Genomic DNA, 14615 nt, shown 5'->3' with positions numbered 1-14615 from the left:
ATCTGCGAGAGTCACCGGCCGCCGCGCGGGTGTACTCCTTGAGGTAGTGCTCCATCCGTGCCGCGAAGGCCCTGCGCTTCGCGGGCCCCGGTGCGACATGTTTACGCGCTCGGCGGAGGTGACGTATCCGGTGGCGATCAGGACCCAGCGGTTTCCCGGGAGTTCGGCCGGTTCCCGGAGCCGGCCGGAGACCACGCAGGTGTAGCGGCCGACCGCACGGACAGAAGGTGAGCCGCTCACCGGAACGAGCCTGAACTGGGCTTCCCTGCACGGTGGTTCGGTCTGTGGGGGCACGACGACGATGCTGTACAAAAGCCAGTCCTCTCCCAGCCGGACAACCCGACAGCCTAGGGGGACGGCGAAGGGCCGCGCTCCCCTTGTGACGGGAGAGCGCGGCCCTTACGGGTGACGGCGGGAAACCCCTGGTTCGCCGCGAGCGCGATCAGTAGCGCGGGCGGTTGAACCAGGTGGTCGCGGCGCTGTTCACCATGGAGCCGAGGATGATGCCGGCGATGGCGAGCGAGATGAGTCCGCCGAAGGTCGCCGAACCGCCGCCGCCGTTGACGAGGTTCACGAGGCCACCGATGATCATCAGCGACGCGTAGACGATCGTCGTGATGCGGATGCCGCTGCCGCCGTTCTTGAACTTCACGCCCAGGAAGATCGACAGGGCGCCGAGGGCCACCATGAGGGCGGCGAAGAGGAACCCGAGCCCGGCCAGCGTGTCCGTGGCGTCGCCCGAGCCGACGCCGTTGGACACGTCCTGGGCGGCGCCGACGGTGACGCCCAGGATGATGCCGATCAGGAGCTGGAAGCCGGCGAGGATGAAGAGGAGCACACGCGCGGTCTTCATCAGGCCGGGCATCTCGATCGGCATCTGGTTGCCGCCGGGGAAGCCGGGGTACGCGGGCTGGCCCTGCGGGTAGCCGTAGCCCTGCTGCGGCGGGACGCCCTGCGGTGCCTGCGGGTATCCGTAGCCGGGCTGGCCCTGGGGCGCCTGGGGTGCCTGCGGCGGGTAGCCCGGCTGCTGGCCGGGCTGACCCTGCGGCGGACCGTAGGGGTTGTTCGGGTCGCCGAAACTCATGGCTTTTTCCTCCGTTGCCTTAGTGCGGGGACAACGCGCGGCACCAAGTGGAGGAAAGGTCTACAGAGCGGTCGTCCCCCCGGTACTGCCCGCGGCACTGTTGCCGCTCATGGTTCTTTAGGTGCGGCTTATTTGTCCAGCCGCATTCCGTATGCGTTGTGGAAGTGCAACAACGGTGATCAAGCTGGGACGCCCGGATTGGAACCGGGGCGGTCCCATCCGCGAAGATGGGGGCATGACCGCCCAGATTCTCGATGGCAAGGCCACCGCAGCCACGATCAAGTCCGATCTGTCCGCCCGTGTGGCGGCCCTGAGGGAGAAGGGCGTCACGCCCGGCCTCGGCACCGTCCTGGTCGGTGAGGACCCGGGCAGCCAGAAGTACGTCGCGGGCAAGCATCGCGACTGCGCCCAGGTCGGCATCGCCTCCATCCAGCGCCACCTGCCGGCCACCGCCACGCAGGAGGAGATCGAGGCGGTCGTCCGCGAGCTCAACGAGGACCCCGCCTGCACCGGCTACATCGTCCAGCTCCCGCTGCCCAAGGGCATCGACGAGAACCGCATCCTGGAGCTGATGGACCCGGCCAAGGACGCGGACGGCCTGCACCCGATGAACCTCGGCCGCCTCGTCCTGAACGAGCCGGCGCCGCTGCCCTGCACCCCCTTCGGCATCATCACGCTGCTGCGCGAGCACGGTGTGGAGATCAACGGCGCGGAGGTCGTGGTCGTCGGCCGCGGCGTCACCATCGGCCGCCCGATGCCGCTGCTGCTCACCCGCAAGTCCGAGAACGCGACGGTCACCCAGTGCCACACCGGCACCCGTGACCTGGCCGCCCACCTCAAGCGCGCCGACATCGTCGTGGCCGCCGCGGGGGTCCCGCACCTGATCAAGCCCGAGGACATCAAGCCGGGCGCCGCCGTGCTCGACGTCGGCGTCTCGCGTGACGAGAACGGCAAGATCGTCGGCGATGTGCACCCGGGCGTCACCGAGGTCGCCGGGTGGATCTCCCCGAACCCGGGCGGCGTCGGCCCCATGACCCGTGCCCAGCTCCTCGTGAACGTTGTCGAGGCCGCCGAACGGAACGCGAACGGTGTCGGCTGACGCCGGCGCCGGCACCCCGGAAGGCGCCGAGGGTGTGGTGTCGGCCCCGGACGCCGAAGGGAAGCCGCGGCGTGCCTCGCGCCGGTTCCCGCTTTTCACCAGGGACACCGCGCGCCCCGAGGGCGGCGGTCGCGCGGCGCCGGGTGACGCCCCGGCCCCGGCGCGCCAGTGGCCGATCCTCGCGGTGATCTCGCTGGTGGGCGTCGGACTGCTGCTCACCGCGTTCGACGTGTTCCGCGTCGGGACGCTGCTGATCGGCGTCGCCCTGATCGGCGGTGCGGTACTGCGCTGGACGCTCCCGTCCGTGGGCATGCTCGCGGTGCGCTCCCGTTTCACCGACATGGTGACGTACGGGTTCCTGGGCGTCGTCATCGTGCTGCTCGCGCTGATGGTGGAGCCGAATCCCATCCTGGTCATCCCGTTCCTGAACGACACGCTGCACTTCACGATCAGCTGACGCCCGCAGCGCACGCACAAAGGCGGCGCCCGTCCTCTCCCCCGAGGGAGGACGGGCGCCGCCGTTCTTTGGGGCCGGAGTCCTTCCGAGGAGATCTCCCTGCCGTGGTCACCAGAGTCATGGACGCGTCAGGTGGGCTTCAAGGTTGAGTGGGCCGCTGTGGCACGGAAGTGACCATTCCGCCACGGTGTGCGAGGACGGCAACGATCGGTCTGCCGGGCGCTTCCCGTAATGCGTCATTCCTCCTGTGTCGAAGTGTGTTGATGTATCGACAAGTTCGCGGATTTACCGTCAGCTGCCTCAACAGCGGGGCTAACGTGGGCAATCGGGACGGTCCGGGGCGACCCAGGCGCTGAGCTGGGGCGTTCGGGGTTCCGCGAGGGGGTGGGGGACCCCGGTGGGACACTGGACCGCGGGCCTCCGGTCGTGCAACGGTGCACGCCGGCGGGTCGAACGCCATCGAATGCCCCCGTGCGCCCCCGCCCCCGGAACTGACATCCTGGCTTCGCGCATCCCACTGGGTAGCCAGAGTGGGCCGGTGAAGCCAACGCCGGCCGAGGGCAGCGCGAGGGGTGCGGTGCGGCGCGGGGGATCAGGGCACGTACGGGGGGAATAGGGGGAAGCAATGCCTCGTTGGAGGGCGCTACCGGATGAACTCGACCCGCAGGTCAGGGAGTTCGCAAGCCAGCTCCGCAGGCTCGTCGACCGCAGCGGTCTGAGCATCGCCGCGGTCGCGGACCGCACCGGGTACAGCAAGACGTCCTGGGAGCGGTATCTGAACGGCCGGCTGCTCGCGCCGAAGCGCGCGATCGTGACCCTGGCCGAGGTGACGGGCACCAATCCGGTCCATCTGACCACCATGTGGGAGCTCGCGGAGCGCGCCTGGAGCCGCTCCGAGATGCGTCACGACATGACGATGGAGGCGATACGGATCTCCCAGGCGCGCGCAGCGCTCGGGGAGTTCGGGCCGACGGCCACGAAGAACGGCAAGAACGGCAAGAACGGCAGCGGGGGCGCGGGCGGCGGCGGCAGGACGGCGGCCAGGCCGTCCGGCGGCGGCACGACCGGCGTCGCGGGGCCCGCGGGCGTCGCGCCGACCGTGCCGCCACAGGGGCAGGCTCCCCTGGCGGACTCGGTGCCGTACGGGAGTGAGAGGGAGCAGGGGTTCCGTCCGGGGGAGCGCGCCGGGGAAGGCGTTCCGTACGCGAGCGGGGCGGGGGCCTACGCGAACGCGGGGGCCTACGCGGGCGGCGGCGGTGGCGGACCGGCCGGGCAGCCGGGGACGGGCGGCGGTTCGCCGGACAGGCAGCGGCGCAAGCGCCGGCTGGCGATGTTCCTCGCGGGCGTCGTGGGCGCGCTCGTCGTCATCGCCGCGGCCGTGTACCTCACGGACGCGGGCAAGGGCGGCAAGGACGAGGACGCGAAGCCGGAGGCGACGCCGACCAGCAGCGCCCCCGAACTGCCCGCGGGAGTTGAGTGCAGCGGCAAGGACTGCACCGGCAAGGACCCCGAGGCGATGGGCTGCGGCGGCGAGTTCGCGCGGACCACGGACTCCGTGCTCGTCGGCCAGGCCAAGATCGAGGTCCGCTACAGCAAGACGTGCGGGGCCGCGTGGGCGCGTATCACGCAGGCGGCGCCGGGCGACGAGGTCCGGATCCAGCAGGCCGGCACCACCGGTGTGCAGAAGGGCACGGTCAACGCGGACTTCGACGCGTACACCCCGATGGTGGCCGTCACGAAGGCGAGCGAGGCGAAGGCCTGCGCGACGCTGAAGGCGGGCCGGCAGGGCTGCACGCAGTAGGGACGGGCGCAGCGCGGGACCGTGGCGGAGGTGCCGCGGAATTCATTGCGAGATGGGGGCATGCCTGCCCCGGACCGGGGCAGGCGGAGCAGTACCCCCACGGGAGTAGTCACCAAGTGGCACCCCCCACAGGCGGCCGTCTGCCCACCTCTCCCGAGCAGGCGGCCGCCTGCCGTTGCGTCACCTCTCGCTCCGCGTCACCTGTTCCGGTCGAGGGGAGCGGGTGTTCTGTGGGGCGGGCCACATGCACCCGGAGGTGCGGGGGGTCCGGGGCGCGATAGCCTGACGGGCGGATCTCTTGATGCCGAGAGATCGATCAAAAAAAGCCCTGCTGTCATACGGAGAACGCCATGACCCGCACTCCCGTGAACGTCACCGTCACCGGCGCAGCCGGCCAGATCGGCTACGCACTGCTCTTCCGCATCGCCTCCGGCCAGCTGCTCGGCGCGGACGTGCCGGTCAACCTGCGCCTCCTGGAGATCACCCCGGCGCTCAAGGCCGCCGAGGGCACCGCCATGGAGCTCGACGACTGCGCCTTCCCGCTGCTGCAGAACATCGAGATCTCGGACGACCCGAACGTCGCGTTCGACGGCGCCAACGTCGCCCTCCTCGTCGGCGCCCGCCCCCGCACCAAGGGCATGGAGCGCGGCGACCTGCTCTCCGCCAACGGCGGCATCTTCAAGCCGCAGGGCAAGGCGATCAACGACAACGCCGCGGACGACATCAAGGTCCTCGTCGTCGGCAACCCGGCCAACACGAACGCGCTCATCGCGCAGGCCGCCGCCCCGGACGTACCGGCCGAGCGCTTCACGGCCATGACGCGCCTGGACCACAACCGCGCGCTCACGCAGCTCGCGAAGAAGACCGGCACGACGGTCGCGGACATCAAGCGCCTCACCATCTGGGGCAACCACTCCGCCACCCAGTACCCGGACATCTTCCAGGCGTCCGTCGCGGGCAAGCCGGCCATCGAGGCCATCGGCGGCGACGAGCAGTGGCTGGCCGACGCCTTCATCCCGACCGTCGCCAAGCGCGGCGCCGCGATCATCGAGGCCCGTGGCGCGTCCTCGGCCGCCTCGGCCGCGAACGCCGCGATCGACCACGTCCACACGTGGGTGAACGGCACCGCCGAGGGCGACTGGACCTCCATGGGTATCCCGTCGGACGGCTCCTACGGCGTCCCGGAGGGTCTGATCTCCTCCTTCCCCGTCACCACCAAGGACGGCAAGTACGAGATCGTCCAGGGCCTGGACATCAACGAGTTCTCCCGCGCCCGCATCGACGCGTCGGTGAAGGAGCTCGAGGAGGAGCGCGCCGCGGTCCGCGAGCTCGGCCTCATCTGATCCACGCGTCCCGCAGGTACCTCTGGTCACCTGCACGCGGCTTCACCCGCGCCCCCGTCCGTCCGGTCGATCCGGACAGGCGGGGGCGCGGTGTTTGTGCGCGGCTTGTCTGTACAGGGCATGTTTGCATGGGGCATGTACCCCGAGTAGCGACGCCAGTGGCGACATTTCGGACTTACTCGCCATGTATGCCGTGACACGGACCACTTTCAGCCACGGGTTGTGCATGCTTTCCGATCCCAGGGGCAGGGGGTTCCGACGTCGCAGGCTCCCCGTGAAAAGGGAGTTCCGCGATGTTCAGGGGGACTGTTCGGGAACGGAAGGCAAAACGGGACGTGTCTGAAAACCAGAGCATTTTTGTGGACGGAGAGTGGCGCAGCGCCGCCTCCGGGGCCACGCGCGAGATTCTCGACCCGGCGGATGCCCAGCCGTTCGCACTGATCGCCGAGGGCGGCACGCAGGACGCGGACGCCGCGGTGGCCGCCGCGCGCCGCGCCTTCGACGAGGGAACCTGGCCGGCGACGCCCGTCGCCGAGCGCGCCGCGCTGCTGCGCCGCGTCGCCGATCTCCTCGTACGCGACCGGGAGAAGATCGGTCTGCTCGAGAGCCGCGACGCGGGCAAGACCGTCGAGGAGGGGCGCGTCGACGTCGACTGTGTCGCCGACGCCTTCCGGTACTTCGCCGATCTGGTCGTCGGAGAGGGCGGCGGGCGCGTCGTCGACGCCGGGTCCGACGAGATCCACAGCGTCGTCGTGCACGAGCCCGTCGGCGTCTGCTCCCTGATCACCCCGTGGAACTACCCGCTCCTCCAGGCCAGCTGGAAGGTCGCCCCGGCCCTCGCCGCCGGAAACACCTTCGTCATCAAGCCGAGTGAGATCACGCCGCTGACGACTGTGGTCCTCATCGAGCTCCTGGCGGAGGCCGGCCTTCCCGCGGGCGTCGCGAACATCGTGACCGGGCCGGGCCACACCGTGGGCGCCCGGCTCGCCGAGCACCCGGACGTCGACCTCGTCTCCTTCACCGGCGGCCTGATCAGCGGCACGAAGGTCGCGCAGGCCGCGGCCGCCGACGTGAAGAAGATCGCCCTCGAACTGGGCGGCAAGAACCCGAACGTCGTCTTCGCCGACTCCTGTGAGACCGAGGAAGGCTTCGACACCGCCGTCGACCAGGCACTGAACGCCGCCTTCATCCACAGCGGCCAGGTCTGCTCCGCCGGTGCCAGGCTCATCGTCGAGGAGTCCGTGCGCGAGCGCTTCGTCGCCGAACTCGCCCGCCGCGCCGAGAAGATCAGGCTCGGCCGCGGCACCGAGGACGGCGTCGAGTGCGGCCCCCTCGTCTCCGCGCAGCAGCGCAACAAGACCGAGTCGTACGTGGCGTCGGCCCTCGCCGAGGGCGCCGTCCTGCGCAGCGGCGGCAAGCGGCCCGAGCCCAGTGAAGTACGGCCCGCCGACGGGTACTTCTACGAGCCCACCGTCCTCGACCAGTGCCACCGCGAGATGCGCGTCGTCCGCGAGGAGGTCTTCGGACCCGTCCTGACGGTCGAGACGTTCCGCACCGAGGACGAGGCCGTCGCGCTCGCCAACGACACCGAGTACGGGCTCGCGGGCGCCGTCTGGACCGCCGACGCGGGGCGCGCGCGGCGTGTCGCCGGACGCCTTCGCCACGGCACGATCTGGATCAACGACTTCCACCCCTACCTCCCGCAGGCGGAGTGGGGCGGCTTCGGCAAGAGCGGGATCGGCCGCGAGCTTGGCCCGGCGGGGCTCGCCGAGTACCGCGAGACCAAGCACGTCTACCAGAACCTGGCGCCGAAGCCCGTGCGCTGGTTCGCGGGCTGACCACCCACCCCTCGCACCGGGCTGACCACCCGTTTCTTCCGCGCTGGGCCGACCAACCGCACTTCGCACCGCCCATTACGCGCAGAACCTTGGAGTTGACGTATGCCTGAGAAGTCCGTGAACACGTACGACTACGTCGTCGTCGGCGGTGGCACCGCCGGGTCCGTCATTGCGTCCCGGCTGACCCAGAACCCCGACGTCACCGTCGCCGTCATCGAGGGCGGCCCGAGCGACATCGACCGCGACGACGTCCTGACCCTGCGCCGCTGGCTCGGCCTCCTCGGCGGCGATCTCGACTACGGCTACACCACCACCGAGCAGCCGCGCGGGAACTCGCACATCCTGCACAGCCGCGCCAAGGTGCTCGGCGGCTGCTCGTCGCACAACACCCTCATCTCGTTCAAGCCGCTGCCCGGCGACTGGGACGAGTGGGCGGCGGCGGGAGCCGAGGGCTGGGACCACAAGGCGATGGACCCGTACTTCGGCAAGCTGCGCAACAACATCGTGGCGGTCGACGAGAAGGACCGGAACGCGATCGCCCGCGACTTCGTCGACGCCGCGCAGACCGCCACGGGCGTGCCGCGCGTGGACGGCTTCAACAAGGCGCCGTTCAAGGACGGCGTCGGCTTCTTCGACCTCGCGTACCACCCGGAGAACAACAAGCGCTCCAGCGCCTCGGTCGCCTATCTGCACCCGCACATGGAGGCCGGCGACCGGCCCAACCTGACGCTCCTGCTGGAGACGTGGGCGTACCGGCTGGAGATGGACGGCACGCGGGCGCGCGGTGTCCACGTACGGACGAAGGACGGTGAGGAGCTGCTCGTCGAGGCGCGGCACGAGGTCGTCGTGTGCGCCGGCGCGGTCGACACGCCCCGGCTGCTCATGCACTCCGGCATCGGGCCGAAGGCCGACCTGGAGAAGCTCGGGATTCCGGTCCTGCACGACCTGCCGGGCGTCGGCGAGAACCTGCTCGACCATCCCGAGTCCGTGATCGTGTGGGAGACGGACGGGCCGATCCCCGACAACTCCGCCATGGACAGCGACGCGGGCCTCTTCGTGCAGCGCGATCCGGAGGCGAGCGGGCCGGACCTGATGTTCCACTTCTACCAGATCCCGTTCACCGACAACCCGGAGCGCCTCGGCTACGTCAGGCCGGAGCACGGGGTCTCGATGACGCCGAACATCCCCAAGCCGCGCAGCCGCGGCCGCCTCTACCTGACCAGCGCGGACCCGGCCGAGAAGCCCGCCCTCGACTTCCGTTACTTCACGGACGAGGACGACTACGACGGCCGGACGCTGGTCGACGGAATCAGGATCGCGCGTGAGATCGCGAAGACCGAGCCGCTCGCCGGCTGGCTCAAGCGCGAGGTGTGCCCCGGGCCCGACGTCGTGGGCGACGAGGAGCTCGGCGAGTACGCGCGCAAGGTCGCGCACACCGTCTACCACCCCGCCGGGACCTGTCGCATGGGCGCCAGGAATGATGAACTCGCCGTTGTGGACCCGGAGTTGAGGATCCGGGGCCTGGAAGCGATCCGCATTGCCGACGCGTCCGTCTTCCCGACGATGCCGGCGGTGAACCCGATGATCGGGGTGCTCATGGTCGGGGAGAAGTGTGCCGAGCTGCTGGGTGGTGATGCGTGATGAGTACGAACACGATGCCGAACGCTGAGGCGACGGACGCGCAGGCGGGTTCGCCGGTGTTCTCCGTGAACAACCTGTGGAAGGTCTTCGGGCCGAAGGCCGACCGGGTGCCGGGTGACGCGGAGCTGGCCGGCCTGAGCGCCGCCGAGCTGCGCGCCCGCACCGGGTGCACCGCCGCCGTGCGCGACGTCAGCTTCGATGTGCGCAAGGGCGAGGTCTTCGTCGTCATGGGCCTCTCCGGCTCCGGCAAGTCCACCCTCGTACGCTGCCTGACCCGGCTCATCGAGCCGACCTCCGGCGGCATATCCATCGACGGCGAGGACGTCCTCGGCATGGACAAGGGGCGCCTGCGCGAACTGCGCCGGCACCGCGCCGCCATGGTCTTCCAGCACTTCGGGCTCCTTCCGCACCGCACCGTGCTCGACAACGTCGCGTACGGCCTGGAGATCCAGGGCGTGGGCCGCGCCGAGCGGCGCGCCAGGGCGGCGGAGGTCGTCGCGAAGGTCGGCCTCGACGGCCTTGAGCAGCGGCGGCCCGGGCAGCTGTCCGGCGGTCAGCAGCAGCGTGTCGGGCTCGCGCGCGCCCTCGCGGTCGATCCCGAAGTGCTGCTGTTCGACGAGCCGTTCAGCGCCCTCGACCCGCTGATCCGCCGCGACATGCAGGAGGAGGTCATCCGGCTCCACCGCGAGGAGGGCCGGACCATGGTCTTCATCACGCACGACCTCAACGAGGCGCTGCGGCTCGGCGACCGGATCGCGCTGATGCGCGACGGCCGGATCGTGCAGCTGGGCACGCCCGAGGAGATCGTGGGCTCGCCCGCGGACGACTACGTACGCGAGTTCGTGCGGGACGTGCCGCGCGAGCAGGTCATGACCGTGCGCCGCGCGATGCGGCCCGCCGACGCCGACGAGCAGGATCGCGGCCCCGCCATCGCGCCCGGCGCGACCGTGTCGGAGGCGATCGAGGCGGTCGCCAGGACCGGGTTCGCGGTGCGGGTCATGGACGAGGGGCGGTGCCTGGGGGTCGTGGACCATGCGCGGCTGCTGGGTGTGGTGGCGGGGACGGAGACGGGGGCCTCCGGAGACGGGGGTGTGGCCGGGTCCGACTCGGACGACGCCTCCGGTTCCGGTGCGCCCGTGGCTGACGGGTCCGGTTCCGGTGCGGCCGTGGCCGACGCGCCCGCGCCCGTCACGCCGCCGGGCGAGGAGGTCGCCTGATGGCCGCCGCCAGTACCGCCACCGCCCCCGCGGCGGACACCCCGCGCTTCGGCGCGCTTCTGCGCCACCGCGCCCTCGGCAAGCTCCTGCTGCTCGCCGTCGTCGCGGCCGTCCTCGTACCGATCGTGAACGCCAAGTGGGCGAGCGGCAGCTGGCCGCACGCGCTCACCGTCGACCTGACCGAACCACTGGGCAAGACCAGTGACTGGATCATCGACAACCGGGACAGCCACCCGCTGTTCCTCTACTTCTTCGGCCACATCAGCAACGCCGTCGTCCTGAGCGTGCGCGGCGCGTACCTGGTGCTCCTCGCGGCCGGCTGGGCCGGCGTCACCGCCGCGGCCGGGCTCATCGCCTGGCGCGTCGCGGGCCTGAAGCTCGCGGCGGCCGCCGTCGCCGCGCTCCTCGTGTGCGGCTCGTTCGGCATGTGGGTGCCGACCATGCAGACCCTCGCGCTGATGATCGTCGCGGTTCTCGCCTCGGTCGTGCTCGGCGTGGTCCTCGGACTCGCGGCCGGACTCTCCGACCGCACGTACCGTGCGCTGCGGCCCGTCCTCGACACGATGCAGGTCTTTCCCGCGTACGCGTATCTGCTGCCGGTCGTTCTCGTGTTCGGCATCGGCGTGCCCGCGGCCGTCCTCGCGACCGTCGTCTACGCCGCCCCGCCGATGGCCCGTCTGACGGCGCTCGGCCTGCGCGGCGCCGACGGCGGCGTGATGGAGGCCGTCGCCTCGCTCGGCGCGACCGCGCGGCAGCGGCTCCTGACGGCCCGGATCCCGCTCGCCCGTAAGCAACTCCTCCTCGGGCTCAACCAGACGATCATGATGGCGCTCTCGATGGCCGTCATCGCGTCGGTGATCGGCGCGGGTGGCCTCGGTGACCGCGTGTACCAGGCACTGGCCTCCGTGGACGTCGGCGCGGCCCTCGCGGCCGGCATCCCGATCGTGCTGCTCGCCGTGATCCTGGACCGCACGACGGCCGCGGCGGGAACGCGCCTCGGCGCCGAACCCGACGGCCGCCGCCTGCACGGCCCGTACGGCTGGGGCGTCGCCGCCGTTCTCACGGTGGTCGTCGCCCTCGTGGCCCGCCTCGCGGACCGGATCGACTGGCCCGACACCTGGACCGTGAACATCGCGGACCCGGTCAACAACGCCGTCGACTGGATGACCGACCACCTCTACTCCGGTGTCCCCTACATCGGCGGAACCGCCGACTGGGCCGGGCACTTCACCACCTGGGTTCTCGACCCGATCCGCGACGGTCTGCAGTGGCTGCCCTGGTGGTCGGTGCTCCTCATCGTCGCCGCGCTGGCCTGGCTGATCGGCACCTGGCGCACCGCCGCGACGGCCGTGCTCGCCATGGCCGCCATCGGCGTCCTCGGTGTGTGGAAGCCGTCCCTCGACACGCTGTCGCAGGTGCTCGCGGCCGTCGCCGTGACGCTCGTCGTCGGCTTCGCGGTCGGGATCGCGGCCGCGCGCAGCGAGCGACTCGAACGCGTGCTCAGGCCCGTGCTCGACGTCTTCCAGACGATGCCGCAGTTCGTGTATCTGATCCCGGTGGTCGCGCTGTTCGGCGTCGGCCGCGCCCCCGCGGTCGCCGCCGCCGTCGTCTACGCGCTGCCGGCCGTCGTCCGCATCACGACGCAGGGGCTGCGCCACGTCGACGCTGCCGCCATGGAGTCGGCCCGGTCGATGGGCGCGACGAGCGGGCAGCAACTGCGCCAGGTCCAGCTGCCGCTGGCCCGGCCCGCGCTGCTCCTGGCCGTGAACCAGGGTGTCGTCCTCGTCCTCGCCGTCGTGATCATCGGCGGTCTGGTGGGCGGTGGCGCGCTCGGCTACGACGTCGTGTTCGGCCTCGCACAGGGCGACCTGGCGACCGGCCTCGTCGGCGGCGCGGCGATCGTGTGTCTCGGCCTCATGCTCGACCGGGTCACCCAGCCGACCGAACGCCGCGCGAAGAAGGGAGCGTGATCGCGATGCGAACACTTCGATCTTTCCGCCCGGTGCGGGCACGCAGGATGACCATGGGGCTCGCGGCCGCGGGCACCCTGCTGGTGGCGACCGGTTGCGGCGCCGCCGACATGACCAAGCAGTCCTCCCCGTACGCCAACGCCCAGGGCGCCAAGACGGTGACCCTGTCGGTCCAGTCCTGGGTCGGCGCGCAGGCCAACATCGCGGTGGCCCAGTACCTGCTCGAGCACGAGCTCGGCTACCGCGTCGACACCGTCCAGGTCGACGAGGTCCCCGCGTGGGACGCGCTCAGCCAGGGCCGCGTCGACGCGATCATGGAGGACTGGGGCCACCCCGACCAGGAGCAGCGGTACGTCAAGGACAAGAAGACGATCGTGAACGGCGGCGACCTCGGCGTCACCGGACACATCGGCTGGTTCGTCCCCACGTACTTCGCCAAGCAGCACCCGGACGTCACCGACTGGAAGAACCTCAACAAGTACGCGTCCCAGCTGCGCACCGCCGAGAGCGGCGGCAAGGGCCAGCTCCTCGACGGCTCCCCGTCGTACGTCACCAACGACAAGGCGCTGGTCAACAACCTGAAGCTGAAGTACCAGGTCGTGTTCTCCGGTTCCGAGGCGGCTCAGATCACCCAGATCAAGCAGTTCGCCAAGGCCAAGAAGCCGTTCCTGACGTACTGGTACCAGCCGCAGTGGCTGTTCAAGAAGGTGCCGATGACGGAGGTGAAGCTGCCCGCGTACAAGGAGGGCTGTGACGCCGACCCGAAGAAGGTGGCCTGCGCCTATCCGAAGACGCCGCTGCAGAAGTACCTCAACGCGGACTTCTCGAAGAGCGGCGGCAAGGCGGCGGCCTTCCTGAAGAACTTCAAGTGGACGACCGAGGACCAGAACGAGGTCTCTCTGCTCATCGCCGATCAGAAGCTGTCGCCGGACGAGGCGGCGAAGAAGTGGATCGACGAGCACGAGTCGACTTGGCGGTCCTGGCTGCCGAAGTAGCCGTAGGGCTCCTTCCCGCGCGCGTGCCGGGTGCCTTTCCTGACGGGGGCACCCGGTACGTCTGTGTGCGGGCTTATGCGGGCTTATGCGGGCTTATGCGGGTGGAGGCGTGGGGGCACGTCACCACTGCGGTCCGCCGGGCACGATCCGGCGGCTCACCATGAGCCGGTTCCAGCTGTTGATGACGGTGATCACGCCGAGGAGATGGGCGAGCTCGGCCTCGCTGAAGTGCTTGGCCGCCGCCTCGTACGTCGCGTCCGGCACGAACCCGTCGGTGAGGACGGTGACGGCCTCGGTCAGCGCGAGCGCCGCCTGCTCGCGCTCGGTGAAGTGCTCGGGGGCCTCCGCCCAGGTATTGAGCAGCGCGATCCTTCCCCAAGCTGTCGACTTCGCTCGAGCAGGGGATACCCCCACCGCACTCTCGCCGTTCTTCTCGACGGCGAGGTCCACGTGCATGTCCAGGCAGAACGCGCACTCGTTGATCTGCGAGGCCCGAATCATCACCAGCTCGGCGAGAACCGGGTCGCCGAGCCCCTTCTTCGCGGCGGCGCCGAGCGCGATCATCGCGTCGCGCACACCCATGTCCAAGTGCGTCGTACGGGCTGTCACTTGAAGTCGCCCGCGGTGTAGTGCCCGGGCACCATCCGCGTCGACACGCCGAACCGGTTCCACGCGTTGATCACCGTGATCGCGGCGATCAGCTGCGTCAGCTCCTTCTCGTCGTACAGCTTCGCCGCCTTCTCGTACGTCTCGTCCGGCACGAACCCGTCGGTGAGCACGGTGATCGCCTCGGTCAGCTCGATCGCCGCGATCTCCCTGGGCGTGTAGAAGTGCTGCGACTCCTCCCACGCGGCCAGCTGGATGATCCGCTCGACGCTCTCGCCCGCGGCGAGCGCGTCCTTGGAGTGCATGTCGAGGCAGAACGCGCAGTGGTTGAGCTGCGAAGCGCGGATCTTGACCAGCTCCAGCGTCACCGGGTCGACGCCCTTACGGGCCTCCGCGTCGAGCCGGATCATGGCCTTGTAGACCTCCGGAGCGTGCTTGGCCCAGGCCAGCCGGGGCGCGTGCTCGTGGACGTACTCCTTGGCGGTCCGGCCGGCGTCGGTGGTCGGGCTGGTGCTGTCGGTGGAGTTCTCGTTCGTCGTCATGACATTGACCCTACGAGCGGAG

The 14615-nt window shown here is 70.4% G+C and carries 12 protein-coding genes; 9 read left to right on the top strand and 3 right to left on the bottom strand.

All coding sequences use genetic code 11. The features are described from left to right. Positions 1–442: 442 nt before the first annotated feature. Positions 443–1084 carry a proline-rich domain-containing protein gene (locus tag OG574_RS20730; protein WP_326774453.1) on the bottom strand — a complete coding sequence of 214 codons (642 nt, stop codon included), beginning with the start codon at positions 1082–1084 and terminating at the stop codon, positions 443–445. A gap of 235 nt (positions 1085–1319) precedes the next feature. On the opposite strand from OG574_RS20730, the gene OG574_RS20725 reads away from it, so the two are divergent. The 9 genes from OG574_RS20725 (at position 1320) to OG574_RS20685 (ending at position 13445) form a co-directional block, all read left to right on the top strand. Next, positions 1320–2183: a bifunctional methylenetetrahydrofolate dehydrogenase/methenyltetrahydrofolate cyclohydrolase gene (locus OG574_RS20725; RefSeq protein ID WP_100594794.1), complete on the top strand. Its 864-nt coding sequence runs from the start codon at positions 1320–1322 to the stop codon at positions 2181–2183. A 34-nt stretch (positions 2184–2217) separates the two neighbouring features. After that, positions 2218–2640 (top strand): DUF3017 domain-containing protein, encoded by a 423-nt coding sequence (locus OG574_RS20720; protein WP_326778562.1) that lies wholly within the window; start codon positions 2218–2220, stop codon positions 2638–2640. Positions 2641–3265: 625 nt separating this feature from the next. Then, a complete protein-coding gene (locus OG574_RS20715; protein WP_326774452.1) occupies positions 3266–4441 on the top strand; it encodes an XRE family transcriptional regulator in 1176 nt (391 codons plus the stop codon). Between the two features lie 350 nt (positions 4442–4791). Then, on the top strand, positions 4792–5784 hold the full coding sequence (locus OG574_RS20710) for a malate dehydrogenase (protein ID WP_326774451.1): 993 nt from the start codon (positions 4792–4794) through the stop codon (positions 5782–5784). Between the two features lie 335 nt (positions 5785–6119). Then, positions 6120–7622, top strand: a complete 1503-nt coding sequence (locus tag OG574_RS20705; RefSeq protein WP_442816837.1) for an aldehyde dehydrogenase family protein — start codon at positions 6120–6122, stop codon at positions 7620–7622. A 102-nt stretch (positions 7623–7724) separates the two neighbouring features. Then, a complete protein-coding gene (locus OG574_RS20700; RefSeq protein ID WP_326774449.1) occupies positions 7725–9263 on the top strand; it encodes a GMC family oxidoreductase in 1539 nt (512 codons plus the stop codon). After that, complete coding sequence (locus OG574_RS20695; RefSeq protein ID WP_326774448.1) at positions 9263–10480, top strand: quaternary amine ABC transporter ATP-binding protein; 1218 nt, start codon at positions 9263–9265, stop codon at positions 10478–10480. Before OG574_RS20700 ends, OG574_RS20695 begins: the two co-directional genes overlap by 1 nt. Further along, the gene (locus tag OG574_RS20690) at positions 10480–12450 is read left to right on the top strand and encodes an ABC transporter permease (RefSeq protein ID WP_326774447.1); all 1971 of its coding nucleotides are present in this window, start codon (positions 10480–10482) and stop codon (positions 12448–12450) included. The genes OG574_RS20695 and OG574_RS20690 overlap by 1 nt, the downstream gene beginning before the upstream one ends. 53 nt (positions 12451–12503) lie before the next feature. Continuing rightward, the gene (locus OG574_RS20685; protein WP_326778561.1) at positions 12504–13445 is read left to right on the top strand and encodes an ABC transporter substrate-binding protein; all 942 of its coding nucleotides are present in this window, start codon (positions 12504–12506) and stop codon (positions 13443–13445) included. 120 nt (positions 13446–13565) lie between these two features. On the opposite strand, the gene OG574_RS20680 is transcribed toward OG574_RS20685, so the two are convergent. Further along, on the bottom strand, positions 13566–14054 hold the full coding sequence (locus tag OG574_RS20680; RefSeq protein ID WP_326774446.1) for a carboxymuconolactone decarboxylase family protein: 489 nt from the start codon (positions 14052–14054) through the stop codon (positions 13566–13568). Then, entirely contained in the window at positions 14051–14593 is a 543-nt protein-coding gene (locus OG574_RS20675) for a carboxymuconolactone decarboxylase family protein (protein ID WP_326774445.1), read from the bottom strand. The genes OG574_RS20680 and OG574_RS20675 overlap by 4 nt, the downstream gene beginning before the upstream one ends. Positions 14594–14615 lie beyond the last annotated feature (22 nt).

This window comes from Streptomyces sp. NBC_01445 (genome assembly GCF_035918235.1).
In the GTDB taxonomy this organism is placed as follows: domain Bacteria; phylum Actinomycetota; class Actinomycetes; order Streptomycetales; family Streptomycetaceae; genus Streptomyces.
Note: the sequence above shows the minus strand (reverse complement) of the source record. Positions and strands in the feature narration are given on the sequence as shown.